Consider the following 15,514-nt stretch of genomic DNA (forward strand, 5'->3'; position numbering starts at 1 on the left):
TCGCGATATCTGCCCGATTGACAGGCCATGAATCGCCTCCGCCTGCTGCTGTTCACCATTCTCCTCCTCGCCGGCTGCCACGACTCGGCGCGGCTGGCGTCGCTGCCGCCAGGCAGCCAGATCCTCGCCTTCGGCGACAGCATCACCTTCGGTAGTGGCGCCGCTCCGGGCGAAGACTATCCGGCTCGGCTCGCAGCGATCAGCGGCTGGCAGGTCCATAACGCCGGTATCCCGGGCGACACGGCAAACGCTGCCCAGGCGAGAATTCGCGAGGCGATTGCCCAGACCCGGCCAGCGCTGGTGATCGTCGAAATCGGCGGCAACGACTTTCTCCAAAGGCGCCCGGAAACCGCCGTCAAGGACGATCTGCGCGCCATCGTCGGCGCCGTCAGGCAGTCCGGCAGCCAGGTCGTTCTGGTCGCCGTGCCCAGGCTCTCGCTGCTCGGCGCGGCAACCGGCAGGCTACCCGATTCGGCGATCTACGCCGAACTGGCCAAAGAAGAAAAACTGCCGCTGGTCGAAGGCGTTCTCGCCGCCATTCTCTCTGACCCGACGCTGAAGGCCGACCCCATTCACCCCAACGCCGGCGGCTACCGCAAACTCGCGGACGGCATAGCCGAGCAACTGCGCCGAACCGGCCTGCTGAAGAAGCCCTGACCCAGTGCACCCGCCGGCGCCTTGACCGATCGTCGTCGCCAGACGGGCACGACCGGCAGAAAGACATGGATACTTGATGAAGACCGAAACCCCGCAGATCATCCATCGCCAGGATTACACACCACCACCCTTCCTGGTCGATCGTGTGGACCTCGACGTGCAGTTCCACGCCGACGCTGTCCTGGTCCATAGCCACCTGCAATTGCGGCGCAATCCGGTGGCGGCGCCCGGGCAGCCGCTGCAACTCGACGGCCATGGACTGGCAACACTCTCGGTTTCCGTCGATGGACAGCCGCTCGGCGCAAACGACTACACCTGCACCGACTCGGCGCTGACCATCGACAACCCGCCGGATGCGCTGCTGTTGAGCACGCTGACGCGTATCGACCCCGACCACAATACCAGCCTCTCCGGACTCTTTCGCTCGAAGGATGGCTACTTCACGCAGTGCGAGGCACAGGGTTTTCGCAGAATCACCTGGTTCCCGGACCGCCCGGACATCATGTCGCGCTATACCGTCACCCTGCACGCCGACAAGGCGAGCCTGCCGGTGCTGCTGGCGAACGGCAACCCGGTCGGCAGCGGTGACGAAGGACACGATCGCCACTGGGCAAAGTGGGAAGACCCTTTTGCCAAACCCTGCTATCTGTTCGCGCTGGTCGCCGCCCGCCTCGAAGTGCTGCGCGACCGTTTCACCACCGGCAGCGGGCGCAGCGTGCAACTGGCGGTGTATGTCGAGCCCGGCAAGCTCGACCAGTGCGCGCACGCGATGGACGCCCTGCAACGCGCGATGCGCTGGGACGAGGAAGTCTTCGGACTCGAATGCGACCTCGATCACTACATGATCGTCGCCGTCGGCGACTTCAACATGGGCGCGATGGAAAACAAGGGCCTGAACATTTTCAACACCAAGTACGTTCTTGCCCGTAGCGACACCGCCACCGATGGCGATTACCAGAACATCGACCGTGTCGTCGCGCACGAGTACTTCCACAACTGGACCGGCAATCGCGTGACCTGTCGGGACTGGTTTCAGCTCTCGCTCAAGGAAGGTCTGACCGTCTTCCGTGACCAGGAATTCGGCGCCGACATGCACAGCCGCGCGGTCACCCGCATCCGCGACGTCCGCGCCCTGCGCGCCGCGCAGTTTCCCGAAGACGCCGGCCCGATGGCGCATCCGGTACGCCCCGACTCGTACATCGAGATCAACAATTTCTACACCAGCACCGTCTATGAAAAAGGCGCCGAAGTGGTGCGCATGCTCCAGACGCTGCTCGGCAGGCCAGCCTTCCGGCGCGGCATGGACCTCTACTTCGAACGCCATGACGGTCAGGCAGTGACCTGCGATGACTTCGTCGCTGCCATGGCCGATGCCTCGGGAGTCGACCTCTCGCAGTTCAAGCGCTGGTACGACCACGCGGGTACGCCGCGGCTGCGCGCCAGCGGCAGTCATGACCCGACATCGCGGTGCTACCAGTTGACGCTGTCACAGTCGCGGCCAGGCGCCGATGCAGCCGGCGAGCCTTTCCACATCCCGGTGGCGATCGGCCTCAACGGTCCGGATGGCACCGACCTGCCGCTGCGGCTGCTCGGAGAAGGCGATTGTGCCGAGCGAGGCCGAACGACGCGCGTTCTCTCCCTGACAGCGAGCGAACAGCAGTTCGTCTTCGAAGATCTGCCGGTCGCCCCGATCCCTTCGCTGTTGCGCGATTTCTCGGCGCCGGTGATTCTCGATTACGACTGGCGCAATGCAGATCTGAGTCACCTCCTCGCCCACGACAGCGACCCCTTCAGTCGCTGGGAGGCCGGACAACGTCTGGCCAGTCGGCTGATCCTGGCAGCCGCAGAAGACCTGGCCGCTGGCCGACCGGCACACTGGCCGCAGAGCTTCGCTGCGGCCGCCGCACAGGTTCTCGGGCAAGCCTCGGCAGACCCGGCTTTCGCTGCCGAAGTCCTGACGCTGCCCGGCGAAGCGACGCTCGCCGAAGAAGCCGCGACCGTCGACCCGGATGCCCTGCACGCGGCCCGCAACGGTCTGCGCCGCTTTCTTGCCGAACGGCTCGACAGCGAATGGCTCCGGTGCTACACCTCTCTGGCGCCGCACGGAGCCTACCAGCCGACACCCGCCGCCGCCGGCAGGCGCGCGCTGCGCAACCTTTGCCTGGGCTATCTCAACGAACTCGATGATCCCCAGATGCGAACCCTGGCACTGCATCAGTTCGCGTCAGCCGACAACATGAGCGACCAGTTCGCCGCCCTCGGCACGCTCGCTCAACAGGACTGCAGCGAACGCACCGAGGTGCTTGCCGCATTCTACGAGCGCTGGCAGGACGAAGCGCTGGTGGTGGACAAGTGGCTGTCGGTGCAGGCGTCGAGCCGGCTACCCGGAACGCTGGCAGCAGTGCAGCGCCTGCTGAGCCACCCCGCTTTCGACCTGCACAATCCGAACAAGGTCTACGCGCTGATCAACACCTTCGGCAACAACCATGTACGTTTTCATGCTGCCGACGGCAGCGGATACCACTTCCTCGCTGCGCAGATCGGCCGGCTCGACGCCATCAACCCGCAGGTAGCCGCGCGCCTGACACGGCGCTTCGATCGCTGGCGCAGGTTTGACGAGACCCGGCAAGGACACGCACGCTCGGCGCTCGAAAGCCTGCGAGCGATCGATGGACTGTCATCAGATGTCCTCGAGATCGTCGGGCGAGCACTGGACTGAGCATGGATCCAGTCTCGCGAGGCATTGCGGCTGATCCCGGCCGACACGGCCAAGGCGGAACATCGGCCCTATTGGCAACGGCAATGCAAATAGTGCTTGAGTGAGGCGAATCGGCTGGGTATAATCTCGCCCTCAAACAAGGCAAGGCGCCCGTAGCTCAGCTGGATAGAGTACTTGGCTACGAACCAAGGGGTCGGGCGTTCGAATCGCTCCGGGCGTGCCAATAGAATCAAGCGATTAGGCCAATCTTCGGATTGGCCTTTTTGCTTTGTTGGGAATTTGTCACAACATTTGTCCCAACAAATGCATGGGCTGGGTACTGCCAGCATCCCCAGCCCAAACCGTGTGGCTACTTCTGAACCGAGACCCTCGTCTCGAACCGCCCCTTCTGCCGATAGGCATCAAGATTGACGCCCTGCAGCTCAGGCACCCGCTTGTAGTCGACGTTGCCAGGCAGCGCATGAAGTCGTCCCAGGCCTGCTGTATCCGCTTCCAGCGAGCGGGGTCCGCCGCCACCTCCAGCAAGAGGCCCTCCTGCTGCTCACCGTCAAAGACGTACAGATGCGCCATAGCCGCCTTCGATACCATCAACTGGTGTTCGTCGTAGTGTGCGGGTATCTGGGCCTTCCAGAGGGTGGAAGTGCATCCCCTGACCGGGCACTTGATCTCGACGATCAACTCGCCGTCGAAGGTCAGCCCGTCGAGATTATCGACCGCATCAATGTCGCCAAACAGTCTTGTGGTGATTGCGGGAAGCCCCGCCGGTCACCGGCAGAGCCCGCCCGGCGCCCTGGGGCGCAGGGACAGATCGCGTATCGGTGAAGAGATTGCCCAATACGTAAGCAGCACCGACGGGACATCAGCGCAGCCGGGAAATTCGGGAGGTTTCCATAGGCTTTTTCGACGATCTATCCACAGAATTTGTGGATGAGCCGGCTCTCCACAGCCTGTCCTCAGCTTTGTCCACAGAATTGCCCACAGCGTCTGTACGCTTCAGGCAGCGAGCGGCATGGCGTCGGCCAGGGTGATCAGCCCGGCGTGTTCAAGCAGATAGTCGGCTGCCTTCTGGGCTTGCGCGGAAGCGGTGAACACCGCGCGCTTGTCGCGCTTGAGGACTTCCAGCCAACTGGCGATGTAGTTCGCGTGCTGCACCTGACCTTCAAGCCGGCAGTGCGCGGCCAGGAAGGCCGCGCCCATCTCGGCGATCCGCTCTTCCATCGCGTACGCCGATTCGCCAAAGCGCTTGCCGAGCTTCCTGCCGAGGCGAGAGGCGTGGCCCGTCCAGTGGCAGAGCTCATGGAGTGCCGTGCTGTAGTAGTTCGCCTGGTCCCTGAAGGAAGAACGGAGCGGCAGGTAGATGAGATCGTTGGGTGGCGAGTAGAAGGCCCGGAAGCCGCCGTTGCGAATCTCGGCGCCGGAACACTCGATGATCCGCTCGGCGACCTCGGAAGGTTCCCAGGCGGGTCCCGTGTCCGGCGCTGCCCGGTATTCGTTGGGCAAGCCATCGACCTGGGATTGACTGGCGTCGCTGACACCGACAGATTGAGAAGCGGAGCCACCTCGATGCCATTGCCGGCAACCGCCGGCAATGGCATCGAGTCACAAGCAAACATGGCCCCCCATGGTGAAGTCGTCGTGCGCGCGTGGCTCCCGGAGCCAGTCACACGCGCTTTCTCCGAGTTTACGTTCCGCAGTAGTCCTCGCGCAGCATCAGGCGCTCAGCGCCAGGACAATGCCGGCAAGCGGCGGCACCGTAATGGACAATGAATACGGGCGGTTCATCCACGGCACTTCCTCGGCGACGAGTGGCCCATCGCCATTGCCCAAATCGCCACCGCCGTAGAAATGCGAATCCGAGTTGAGGATTTCTCGATAGCTGCCCGGTTGCGGCACGCCAATGCGGTAATCCATACGCGGGACGGGAGTGAAGTTGACGATCACCACCACGAATTCGTCGTCAGTCTTGCGGACAAAGCTCAGGATCGACTGTTGGTAATCGTGGCAATCGATCCACTCGAATCCCTGCCACTCGAACTCGTTTCCATGCAGGGCGGACGAGCCGCGATACAGGTGGTTGAGATCCTTCACCAGGGTTTGCATCCCGGCATGCAAAGGAAAGTCGAGGACATACCAATCGAGAACCCCCGCGCTGTTCCACTCGAGACCTTGACCGAACTCGGTGCCCATGAACAGGAGCTTCTTGCCCGGATGAGTGAACATGTAGGTGTAGAGCAGTCTGAGATTGGCGAAACGCTGCCATTCGTCGCCGGGCATGCGGTTGAGCATCGAGCCCTTGCCATGCACCACTTCGTCATGCGAGAAAGGCAGCATGAAGTTCTCTGAAAACGCATACAGCATGCTGAAGGTGAGCAGGTCATGATGGTACTGGCGGTAGATCGGTTCCTGTCCCATGTAGCGCAGGGTATCGTTCATCCAGCCCATATTCCACTTGATGTCGAAGCCCAGTCCGCCAATGTAGGTGGGGCGCGTCACCTGCGGCCAGGACGTCGATTCCTCGGCGATGATCAGCGTGCCGGGAGCTTCCGTGTGGGTTGTGGCGTTGAGTTGGCGAAGGAACTCGATCGCTTCGATGTTCTCCCTGCCGCCGTACTGATTGGGCACCCATTCGGTGCGCGAATAATCGAGATAGAGCATGGAAGCGACGGCATCCACCCGCAAACCGTCGATATGGAACTCGTCAAGCCAATAAATGGCGCTGGAAATCAGGAAGTTCTTCACCTCGTTGCGGCCGAAATTGAAGATCAGCGTCGACCAGTCCAGGTGTTCGCCCTTGCGTGGATCCTCATGCTCGTAGAGCGCCGTGCCGTCGAACCGCGCCAGCGCATGGGCATCCTTGGGGAAATGGGCGGGAACCCAGTCGAGAAGCACGCCAATATCGTTCTGATGGCAGAGATCGACGAAGTAGCGAAAGTCGTCCGGTGTGCCGAAACGGCTGGTCGGCGCGAAATAGCCGGTGACCTGGTAGCCCCACGACTGATCGAACGGATGCTCGGTGACCGGCAGGAGTTCAATATGAGTGAAGCCCATCCGGGTTACATATTCGACCAGTTGTCTCGCCAACTCTCGGTAGTTGAGGAATTCCCCTTCGTACCCACGCTGCCAGGAGCCGAGATGGACCTCATAGGTAGACATCGGCGCATGCTGCCAGTCGGCCGCGGCGCGCCGCTCCATCCAGGTGGTGTCCTGCCAGACGTAAGTGGAGCGAGGAGCGACAATCGATGCATTTCCTGGCCGCATCTCGAAGCGTCGGCCGTAGGGGTCGGATTTGGTGAGCACCTCGCCGCTGTTCCGGTTCCTGATCTCGAAGCGGTAGAAGATACCGGGGGTGATGTCGGGAATGAACAGCTCCCATACCCCGCTCCCCGGACGCACGCGCATCGCGTGGCGACGACCGTCCCAGTGATTGAAGTCACCCAGGACGCTCACACGCTCGGCGTTGGGTGCCCAGATGGCGAACAGGATGCCAGCGACGCCGTCAATCTCATGTTCGTTTGCCCCGAGGAAATTATAGGCGTGACTGTGCCTGCCTTCACCGAACAGATGCAGATCGAAATCCGTTATCTGCGGCAGGTAGCTATAAGGATCGTGGGCAATATGGTCGTGATGCCAGGTATCGCGCCAGATCAGGCGATAGTGTTCCGGAAGGTTCTTGCCGGAACCCCGCCACTCGAAAAAGTCGGAATCCGGAATACGTTCCAGCGGCAAATTGCCTTCGGCGATGAAAACTTCCGTCGCGTGCGGGATGTAGGCCCGTACCACAACGCCTTCACCGCAAGGATGCCTTCCCAGCACCGAAAACGGATCGTGGTGGCGAGCCTCGGCGATTCGGATCATTTCGTCATTCAACTTGGCTTCTATCATAATTATTCCTTCCCTTGCTCAGGGTAAATCGGTTGTGAAATGCGCAAGACGTCACCGGTTTTGACTATCGTTCCAGCTCACCCGCATGTTCCTGCAGCAGAGCCGCATTGAGGCGCAAGCCAAGTAGCCGATGGAATCGTAGCCCCAGTAGTTTCTCAGCCCTCGGTCCAGTAGATGGCGGTCGTCGACGAAACCGGGATCGATCACCTGGCACTTGAACATGCCGGGCGCGCTGTCGCGGCGGCTGAAGCTCAAATCCTCGCGGGGGCTGCCGATGCGGTAACCGAACTGGGCATCGCTCCACTCGACGGTGCCGACAATCGCTTTGGCGTAGGCATCCAGCAGCAGCTTGTGCGGATTGAAGCGGTGTCCCTCCTCAGGCCGATAAGGACCATGGACCCGGTAGCCGTACAACTGGCCCGGACGCACTTCAGGCAGGTAGGCATGCCAGTTTTGGTCGGTTTGCTCGCCCAGCTCGATGCGCTGTTGTTCCTGTCGTCCGCTGCCGTCCAATAGACACAACTCGACCTTGTCGGCGTGCTCGGCGAACAAGGCGAAATTGACCCCCTCTCCGTCCCAGGTAGCGCCCAGGGGATATGATTTGCCGGGCCAGACGGCTGTCAGCGCTTCAGGCATGCAACTCTGCTCATCAAAACCATACCTCAAGCGCTGGTACTTCACGCAAGGGCCATCGCTGCAACAACATGCAGGCAAGTCCTTGGCCAGCACACTGAGCAGGTTCAACGCGAGTGCACTGCACCCTCAACACCAAGTCAAGTACCATTGCCCCTGCCCGTGAGCCGACGCCAGCCCGATCGCCCAAGCGCTGATCGGAGCCAGTTCCCGGTCCGTCGACTCCGACGCGCGGGGTGGTTCTGCCCAGCAGACTGGTAGGATTGCGGGCCAGCCGAATGACCTGCTCGCTGCCGACGCGACACAGCGAAGACCAAGCCACTCATGCCAGTGTTGAGATTGTAGCAGCGTACGACGCAACTGTCCAAGCGGGCGCCTCCTCGATGTAGGGAACAAGTAATCTGTCCGGTTTATGTTGCTGCCAAGGAGGAGCGAGACGAGACGGACGGAGTTGCTACCGGAGATCAGGAAGATGCGGTTTGAAGAAGCGTATGGAGGCTGGGAAGCGGGTCGGCTGACGCAGGCGGAAGCGTCGAGTCTGCTGGGGGTTTGCGAGCGGACGTTCCGACGGTACCTGATGCGGTACGAAGCGGATGGCCTGGAAGGTTTGCTAGATCGGCGCCTGGAACAGGTTTCGCATCGGAAGGCGCCGGTAGACGAAGTGATGGATCTGCTGTCGACGTACCGGCGGCGACACGAAGGCTGGAATGCGAAGCACTTTTACGCGTGGTATCGGAAGCGAGTAAGCAGGAACGGAGGGGGGCCGGTCATGCCTCCTGCACCGGCTCGCCGCCAGACAGCGTCGCAGTCAACTCGAAGCCTGACGGACTGCCCTGCCGCGTTTCGCCTGCAGCTCCTCACTGATGCTAAACTACAGTCATTTCGATGTCACTGGAGAACCCTATGCCGACCCTCACCTTGCGCGATGTGCCTGCCGATCTGCACCAGTGGTTGAAGGAACAGGCGGGGGCCCACCGCCGTTCGCTCAACCAGGAGGTCATCAGTCAACTCGATGCGTTGCGAAGCCTTCCTGCCAGCCGGTCTGATGCCGACCTGCGGCTGGCCCGTATCCGCGCGATTGCCACGCGCAGCGCTCGCCTGCCTGTGCTCGATGAGCGCCCCGAGGCCGAGATCCTCGGGCTGGGAGCGGACGGACTGCCGCGCTGAAGATGGTCGTCGACAGCTCGGCATTGGTCGCCATCCTGCTGGGGGAGCCGGAAGGCGACGCGTTGGCTCTCGCGCTCGCCGGCGCGGAAATGCCGGTGATCTGTGCACCCAACTGGCTGGAGGCGATGATGGTGATCTCAGCCCGGCTCGGCTGCCCGGGTGTGCAGGCGTTGGGCGAACTGCTCGACGCCGCGGAAGTGCAGGTCGAACCCGCCGACGCCGAATTGGTGCAAACAGCCTTCGACGCCTGGCAACGCTTCGGCAAGTGGCACCATCCGGCCGGGTTGAACTTCGGCGATTGTTTCGCCTATGCCTTGACCAGCCGCCGGGGTGATGTGCTGCTTTTCAAGGGCCATGATTTTTCGCAAACGGACGTCATGCCGGTTCCTGGTCAGCAATGAACATCATCATTTCTGCGCTGCGCGGGCCAATGAGGAACAGCACCGTGTGGGTGGTGACCAAAGCCCACAGCCACAGCAGCAGGCCGGATTCCTTCCACGGCGTAACTTGGCGTCCGCCGCCAGCGCTAGCCCACACGCCGCACAGTTCTCCGGTCGGTGCTCGCAAGTAGCGGTGACCGTCAGTTTCTGGGTACGGCCAAAGCCCTGACTGCCGGCTTGCCGGCCTTCTTCTTTGCCGCCTGCGGCGCTGAGGGGGACTTCTCTTCCGATTGGGCCGTCTCTTCCGTGATCTCCCGGTTTCCGTCTCCCCTTCATCCGCTTCTACCGGGTCGGTCTCGCTTGGCGAATCCCGGCCCACCTCCGCGTCGCTGGCTCTCTCCCAAGGGGCCAGGCTCGTGGGCGGGCGCGAGCTGTTGTCCGGGTTTTGGTTCAGCCGATCATGTCACTCTTTGACGTCGTCCAGCAGACGCTTCGGCACCTCCAGCAATCGCTCCGCCGGCAGCTTCTTCAGCCACTCGTCGTTCATTTTTTCAGCCAGTTTCACTACCAGCCTGCGCCAGAGCGACAATGCTCGCCTTCTTGTCGTCCGGCAGTGCAGCGATCACCACGCCGACCGCTTCGTCAATCGTCACCGGCCATTGCTTCTGAGGCATCACCGCTCGCCCTTCCGCCACAGCCTACCATGCAGGCAATGCGACCCGGCAAACAGACGACAGCCCCTCCTCTTCCGGCAATTCCATCGACTTGGCAAGGTGGTTCATGTCCTTCATTATTTTGCAAGTGTCTATCAGATCCAGTCCAGAGGCACCTACTGCGATCGCGGCCCCGACAACTGGAATCGCTTTCCCGGACAAGGTCGACGCGCTGCGAACAGCACCCCTAGAAAGCCTCGCGGTAGCGCGCCCCAATATGTCATGCGCCACGCGTCGCATCTCCTCGTGCCGGTTCTCATACCACTGTGCCCATGCTGTCGCTTTGATCATTTCTGCCTGAAGAGCACTGGTGTGTGCGATGAGAGTGTTTACGGCTTCCACCAGGATCAGGGTACGATGCGCCAAGTTCTTTTTCTGCAATACCACGCGATCATTCTCGGATAGCAGTTCCTGATTCCGGGATACGAGGTGCTCATTCTGAGATCTCAGTTCTCGCGTAGCCGCAACGGCGCGCCTTGCGACCTCGGTTGGGCTATTCTGGAGCACTCCGACACCCACCGTCGCTCGTGCGATGCTTTCCAGAAATCCGTAGGCTTTCGCATGCACGCTGTCATTGGTCAGCGTTAAGAGATTGAGCGTCACCAGACTCAGCAAGGCAACGGCAACGGCGATTGCCTTTGACTTCTTCCTGACCGCGCTGAAGGTACTATCCATTTTATTCCTCCTTACCGCATACCACGCCGCCAGTCCCAGGGCAGTACCGGGTGACCATCTGCCCACAGGCCGGTACGCTTCGCTCGCACCTCCTGTTCGGCGCACTCGTACCGGCCAGCATCCTGCGGTGACTGATCCTTCGCGTATTTCTGGTACCACCAGGCGAGCCCGACCGTGAGCTGTGCGAGCCCGGCGTCAAGCGTCTTGGAGCACGTCGGACAGTCGGAAGGTTGCACCATCACCTTGCCAATGTGACAGCGACCTTCAACAAGCTGACATGGCCGGCCTTTCTTGACGCGTTGAGGCTGGTGCCCTGTGCTGCGATGCTATCGCATCGTCCCATTCAGATCGCAGAATAACGCAGATGGGGGCAATCGGCCCCTCCCCCTGCGCCTAACTCCTTGCCGTGCCGCGCCAATAGATAGGGCGTTGTGCGTCACCTGTTGGCGAGTAAGGCAACTGCCCGAAGGCAGTTCCAATCAAACAGTCCGGGACTCGCGCCCCAACGGCCTGATCGCCCCATTGCAGTTCTGAACCAGCTAGGACATTCCAGAAGCTGTTGGATGGGAGCACGATCATAATTGTTTCACCACCAAATGTGCTCCCGCTTCAGAGTTGCCGGCTAGGCGAGTAGATTGACATTCCCAGCCGAATGGCGGCTTGCGGCCGATCGCTCCAGGTCAGGCTCGGCGATTGAGAAAAGTCGCCAGCGTCAATGCTGGCATGGTGGCCGGCGGCGATTGTGGTCAGTGCTCAGGATTGGACGAAGAATCGATCGGCGAGCATGGCGGAAATGAGGCATGTTGCAGAAAAGAGACAGAGCGTTACCGGAAGCATTACAGCGTGACTGTCGACACCCTACCGACTTGGTTTCCCTTGCCTGACGTTGATCTGGATTGCTGGATTTTGCTTACGCAAACGACTGGAAACAAAAAAGCCACCTTTGAAAGTGGCCTAAGTGCTTGATTTTATTTTGCTCCCCGACCTGGGCTCGAACCAGGGACCTACGGATTAACAGTCCGTGATTCAATTCAGACATGCGGATTAACATACCTTAATAAACCTATACACAGCAACATGTTACGGCTATACTCACCTTAATGGGGTTACACCAAAAAGCACCGTTTTTGATGGCAAATGTAACCCCGGCGTAACCCCAGCACAGAACGAACGCATAAGGTGATGTCATGGATGATGCGGCAAGATTCCAGTTCAACAAGGAGAGAATCCTTGCGCTGCCTACACCTGCGACCGGCACGCGCGCAACGTATTACGACACCAAGACAACAGGCCTGCAGCTACGTGTAACCCCGGCTGGCGTGAAAACCTTCTCCATGTACCGGCGAACCAAGGGCGGCGGGCCGGAACGGGTAACCCTGGGGCGCTTCCCCGCGATGACGGTGGAGCAAGCGCGCAAGGCTGCCGCTACGGTCAATGCCGAGATCGAGCACGGGGCGAACCCTGCCGAAGTGAAACGCACCTTCAAGGCTGAGCCGACGTTGACCGAATTCTTCGCCGAGTACGGCACCCGGCACGGTGAAAAGAAGCTGTCATGGCGCGACGATCAGCAACGATTCAGGTACTACCTGCAGAAGCCACTGGGCGACAAGAAGCTGACGACAATCACGCGAGCCGATGTTGCCAGAGTCGTTTCTGGCGCCGAGAAGGCAGGCAAGGCGGCGGCGACGGTGCGCCAGATCCGGGCGCTGGCATCGGGGCTGTTCGCCAAGGCGATCGAGTGGGGTTATCTCGACGCGAACCCGGCGCATGGCGTCAAGGTGGCCGGGCGAGTCGTGACCCGTGACCGATTCCTGCAACCCGACGAACTGCCACGATTCTTCGCGGCGCTGGCCGAAGAACCGAGCATCGCCATGCGTGACTTCATCCTGCTGGCGCTGCTGACCGGTGCGCGGCGGGCGAATGTTTGCGCGATGCACTGGCGCGAGATCGACCTGGCGGCAGGAAACTGGCGGCTGCCGGTGACGAAGAACGGTACTCCCCAAACGGTGACACTCTGCCCGGAAGCGGTGGAGATCCTGAAGGCGCGCCAAGAAGCGACTGCTGGCGGCTTCGTGTTCCCTGGCATCGGCGCAACGGGGCACATGGTGGAACCGAAGAAGGGCATTATCCGGATCATGGAGCGGGCCGGCATTCCCTACGGGCGCAACGAGGCGGACGGCGTGACCCTGCACGACCTGCGGCGCACCCTGGGAAGCTGGCAGGCGCGTACAGGCGCATCACTGGCCGATCATCGGCAAGAGCCTGAACCACAAGAGCCAGCAGGCAACGGCGATCTATGCCCGGCTGGACCTTGACCCGGTGCGGGCCGCAGTGAATACCGCGACGGCTGCCATGCTGGAGGCTGGCGGCCTGAAGTCCGGTGCAGATGTGGTGCAGATAAAGAAGCGCGGAACGGTGTAGCCATGCCTGAGATTTCACGATTTTTCGGCATCGTCATTTACATGAACTGGCGAGAGCATCCGCCAATGCATTTTCACGCGGTCTATGGCGAGCACGAAGCCTTGATGACCTTGGACGGCAAGCTGTACGCCGGTTCGTTGCCCGGACGGGCGCTGTCAATGGTGCGCGAATGGCTGGCGCTGCACCGGAAAGAAATTGAAGCCGACTGGGAGCTTGCCATGCTGCGCAAGCCGCTGAATCCGATTGATCCACTGGAGTAACCCTCATGATTCTGCACACCACGGAAGTAACCCCGCTGTCGGGCTATCGCCTGCTCCTGCGCTTCAACAATGGCGCGGCGGGAGAAGTCGATTTATCGAACGAGCTTGACGGCGAAGTGTTCGAGCCGCTGCGCGATCCGGTGCTGTTCGCCACGGCAAGCCAACATCCGGTCATGCGCACGGCGGCATGGTCAAACGGCGCAGACCTTGCACCCGAATTCCTGCTGGACCTGATGCGCGTGCAGCAAGGCGACCGGGCCGCGTGACCGGAGAAAGCCGAACATGGTCACGAGGAAAATCCCATGAGATGCCCTGCCGGCACGGTGAACCCCGACCTGGCGCTGTGACTGTTCCACTTGAGCGCGACGGCATGACGATCGTTTTCCGCGAAGTCCCGGCGCTGGTGTGCGAGAACTGCGGCGAAGCCTTCCATGACGAGGCCGTTACTGCTGCCTTGCTGAAGCAAGCCGAACAGGCGGCGGTGGCCGCGTGACCTGAGAAAACCTGAGTTTTGCTGCGCCTAGATCGGCCAATCGAAAACCGGGTTCCCTTGCCCGGCTGGCGCGGCATCCTGAACCAAGGGCGAAGCGTGAAAGGGGCGCTTGAACGGGTGTGATTCAAAGTGATGCGCGGCATACAATTCCCCTCTGGATGTCCGTCATGATGAACCTGAGGAGCCAACTATGCCCCCCTGCCAGAACAAGACCTTGCCTTTTTACAGCGGCTCAACGATCACCCGGTGCTACGTGCCCGTTTTGAAAGCTTGCTCGGGGTGGTGGAGGATGCGGGCGGCGACTTGGAAAAAGCGGACGCAGCCGAGCGCCGGGTGATTGAAGAAGTCAGACAAATGGGCAATGAGGGGTTAACGGCGTGGGCGCAGAGCGGGATCGCGCGCAGCGCAGCGCTGGCGCAATCGGCGGGTCGAAGCGGGGGTAAAAAAACTTTACTGGCACACGACCTTCGGCGACATCACGGTAGAGGAGCCCTTACGGCGTGTGGGGAGGCGAAGCGACGGCCCTTCAGTGAACGCGCAGGGGTGGATTGCCGGGGGACTTCACTGGCCCTGCAGCGGGTGTTGGCCGATTTTGGGGCTGACGTGCCATTTGGACAGGTGCCAGACAAGCTAAGAGAGCACTATGGAATCGCGATGCCAGTTAGTACGATCCAACGGATCACCGAACCTCACGCGCAAGCCATCTACGAACAAGAGGCGGCGCGAGAGGGGGTCGACGGGAGCGAAAAACGCCCGAACTTTCATTGGTGAAATCGACGGTTCGATGGTCCCGGTGGTGGAAGTCTCACCCGATGCGCAGGACAAACGCCAAGGCAAGACCTTGCTCTGGAAGGAGGTCCGGTGGTGTCTGGTGCATCCCGTGGGCAGCGCGACCCCGGTGTTTGGTGGGCATTTTGCCGGTGGCGTCGAAGAAAGCGGGCGGCAGTGGGCGCGTTGCGCGGCGAAAGCCGGGTTTGGTCCCGCCAGCCACCTTCATGCGGTGGGGGACGGTGCGACCTGGATGGCGTCGCAATTAGACGCTCGCTTCGGCACGCAAGGTGCTTTTCTCGTGGATTTCTTTCATCTTTGTGAGTCCCTCGGCGCGGCGTCCAAGGTGTGCGCCGCCCAGGATCCGAAGGCGTGGATGGAAAAGCAAAAAGGCCGCTTCCAGGCGAATCAGGTCGATGCCGTCCTCGAAGCGCTGGCGCCATTCGTCGAAACAGACCGCGACGACCACCCCGTCACGGCGTGTGACCGCTATATCCGTAATCGCCTGTCCCAATTGGACTACCCAGGGGCGATACAGCGCGGTCTGCCGATCGGCTCGGGGGAAATCGAAAGCGCCCATCGTTATGTCATTCAGGAACGACTTAAGCTTCCCGGCGCCTGGTGGGCACCCAGAAATGTCGAAGCCATGCTGGCCCTACGGATCAACCGCGCCAACCGGGAATGGGCGGGAATGGGCCGCTTATTGGCAGGGTGTCGAAAATTGCAAGCCGCATAACCAGAGCATT

General features: G+C 61.2%; 16 protein-coding genes, 1 tRNA gene and 2 pseudogenes. 12 read left to right on the forward strand and 7 right to left on the reverse strand.

Annotation, left to right across the window (positions count from 1 at the left end; all coding sequences use genetic code 11):
• The first annotated feature begins 27 nt into the window (after positions 1-27).
• The 3 genes from V5B59_RS04395 to V5B59_RS04405 all read left to right on the forward strand — a co-directional run bounded on the left by V5B59_RS04395 (position 28) and on the right by V5B59_RS04405 (position 3,599).
• Positions 28-657 carry a GDSL-type esterase/lipase family protein gene (locus tag V5B59_RS04395; protein WP_169070931.1) on the forward strand — a complete coding sequence of 210 codons (630 nt, stop codon included), beginning with the start codon at positions 28-30 and terminating at the stop codon, positions 655-657.
• 76 nt (positions 658-733) lie between these two features.
• Positions 734-3,376 carry an aminopeptidase N gene (pepN, locus tag V5B59_RS04400; protein ID WP_169070930.1) on the forward strand — a complete coding sequence of 881 codons (2,643 nt, stop codon included), beginning with the start codon at positions 734-736 and terminating at the stop codon, positions 3,374-3,376.
• Positions 3,377-3,522: 146 nt separating this feature from the next.
• Positions 3,523-3,599 (forward strand) — tRNA-Arg (locus tag V5B59_RS04405).
• A 770-nt stretch (positions 3,600-4,369) separates the two neighbouring features.
• Here the strand turns inward: V5B59_RS04405 and V5B59_RS04410 are convergent.
• From V5B59_RS04410 to V5B59_RS04420, 3 genes and pseudogenes are all read right to left on the reverse strand, one after another.
• Positions 4,370-4,876: an ArdC family protein gene (locus tag V5B59_RS04410; protein WP_169070929.1), complete on the reverse strand. Its 507-nt coding sequence runs from the start codon at positions 4,874-4,876 to the stop codon at positions 4,370-4,372.
• A gap of 210 nt (positions 4,877-5,086) precedes the next feature.
• Positions 5,087-7,258: a 1,4-alpha-glucan branching protein GlgB gene (gene glgB / locus V5B59_RS04415; RefSeq protein ID WP_169070928.1), complete on the reverse strand. Its 2,172-nt coding sequence runs from the start codon at positions 7,256-7,258 to the stop codon at positions 5,087-5,089.
• A gap of 117 nt (positions 7,259-7,375) precedes the next feature.
• A pseudogene (locus tag V5B59_RS04420) lies at positions 7,376-7,894 on the reverse strand (hypothetical protein); the annotation flags it as partial.
• A gap of 469 nt (positions 7,895-8,363) precedes the next feature.
• Between V5B59_RS04420 and V5B59_RS04425 the strand changes: the two are divergent.
• From V5B59_RS04425 to V5B59_RS04435, 3 genes are read left to right on the forward strand one after another with little or no spacing between them, the layout of a single operon-like run.
• Positions 8,364-8,846 (forward strand): helix-turn-helix domain-containing protein, encoded by a 483-nt coding sequence (locus V5B59_RS04425; RefSeq protein WP_248594928.1) that lies wholly within the window; start codon positions 8,364-8,366, stop codon positions 8,844-8,846.
• Positions 8,795-9,058: a FitA-like ribbon-helix-helix domain-containing protein gene (locus tag V5B59_RS04430; protein ID WP_169070927.1), complete on the forward strand. Its 264-nt coding sequence runs from the start codon at positions 8,795-8,797 to the stop codon at positions 9,056-9,058. The genes V5B59_RS04425 and V5B59_RS04430 overlap by 52 nt, the downstream gene beginning before the upstream one ends.
• 2 nt (positions 9,059-9,060) lie before the next feature.
• Positions 9,061-9,459 (forward strand): type II toxin-antitoxin system VapC family toxin, encoded by a 399-nt coding sequence (locus V5B59_RS04435; RefSeq protein WP_169070926.1) that lies wholly within the window; start codon positions 9,061-9,063, stop codon positions 9,457-9,459.
• Here V5B59_RS04435 and V5B59_RS04440 read toward each other — a convergent pair.
• The 4 genes from V5B59_RS04440 to V5B59_RS04455 all read right to left on the reverse strand — a co-directional run bounded on the left by V5B59_RS04440 (position 9,434) and on the right by V5B59_RS04455 (position 11,065).
• Positions 9,434-9,595, reverse strand: a complete 162-nt coding sequence (locus tag V5B59_RS04440; protein ID WP_169070925.1) for a hypothetical protein — start codon at positions 9,593-9,595, stop codon at positions 9,434-9,436. The two genes, V5B59_RS04435 and V5B59_RS04440, sit on opposite strands and share 26 nt — an antisense overlap.
• 394 nt (positions 9,596-9,989) lie before the next feature.
• Positions 9,990-10,112: a hypothetical protein gene (locus V5B59_RS04445; protein WP_256435995.1), complete on the reverse strand. Its 123-nt coding sequence runs from the start codon at positions 10,110-10,112 to the stop codon at positions 9,990-9,992.
• Positions 10,113-10,136: 24 nt separating this feature from the next.
• A complete protein-coding gene (locus tag V5B59_RS04450; protein ID WP_169070924.1) occupies positions 10,137-10,826 on the reverse strand; it encodes a hypothetical protein in 690 nt (229 codons plus the stop codon).
• A gap of 11 nt (positions 10,827-10,837) precedes the next feature.
• Entirely contained in the window at positions 10,838-11,065 is a 228-nt protein-coding gene (locus tag V5B59_RS04455) for a thermonuclease family protein (RefSeq protein ID WP_211203434.1), read from the reverse strand.
• Between the two features lie 454 nt (positions 11,066-11,519).
• Here V5B59_RS04455 and V5B59_RS04460 point away from each other — a divergent pair, with 454 nt between their 5' ends.
• The 6 genes and pseudogenes from V5B59_RS04460 to V5B59_RS04485 all read left to right on the forward strand — a co-directional run bounded on the left by V5B59_RS04460 (position 11,520) and on the right by V5B59_RS04485 (position 15,504).
• Positions 11,520-11,792, forward strand: a complete 273-nt coding sequence (locus V5B59_RS04460) for a hypothetical protein (protein ID WP_332351621.1) — start codon at positions 11,520-11,522, stop codon at positions 11,790-11,792.
• Positions 11,793-12,013: 221 nt separating this feature from the next.
• Positions 12,014-13,141 carry a tyrosine-type recombinase/integrase gene (locus V5B59_RS04465; protein ID WP_332351622.1) on the forward strand — a complete coding sequence of 376 codons (1,128 nt, stop codon included), beginning with the start codon at positions 12,014-12,016 and terminating at the stop codon, positions 13,139-13,141.
• 108 nt (positions 13,142-13,249) lie between these two features.
• Positions 13,250-13,507: a DUF4160 domain-containing protein gene (locus tag V5B59_RS04470; RefSeq protein WP_034908722.1), complete on the forward strand. Its 258-nt coding sequence runs from the start codon at positions 13,250-13,252 to the stop codon at positions 13,505-13,507.
• Positions 13,508-13,512: 5 nt separating this feature from the next.
• Positions 13,513-13,773, forward strand: a complete 261-nt coding sequence (locus V5B59_RS04475; protein ID WP_034908724.1) for a DUF2442 domain-containing protein — start codon at positions 13,513-13,515, stop codon at positions 13,771-13,773.
• A gap of 41 nt (positions 13,774-13,814) precedes the next feature.
• On the forward strand, positions 13,815-14,000 hold the full coding sequence (locus tag V5B59_RS04480) for a type II toxin-antitoxin system MqsA family antitoxin (RefSeq protein WP_169070922.1): 186 nt from the start codon (positions 13,815-13,817) through the stop codon (positions 13,998-14,000).
• 198 nt (positions 14,001-14,198) lie between these two features.
• Positions 14,199-15,504: pseudogene (locus V5B59_RS04485) on the forward strand (ISKra4-like element ISTvi1 family transposase).
• Positions 15,505-15,514 lie beyond the last annotated feature (10 nt).

Origin of the sequence: Candidatus Accumulibacter contiguus (assembly GCF_036625285.1) — a bacterium.
In the GTDB taxonomy this organism is placed as follows: domain Bacteria; phylum Pseudomonadota; class Gammaproteobacteria; order Burkholderiales; family Rhodocyclaceae; genus Accumulibacter; species Accumulibacter contiguus.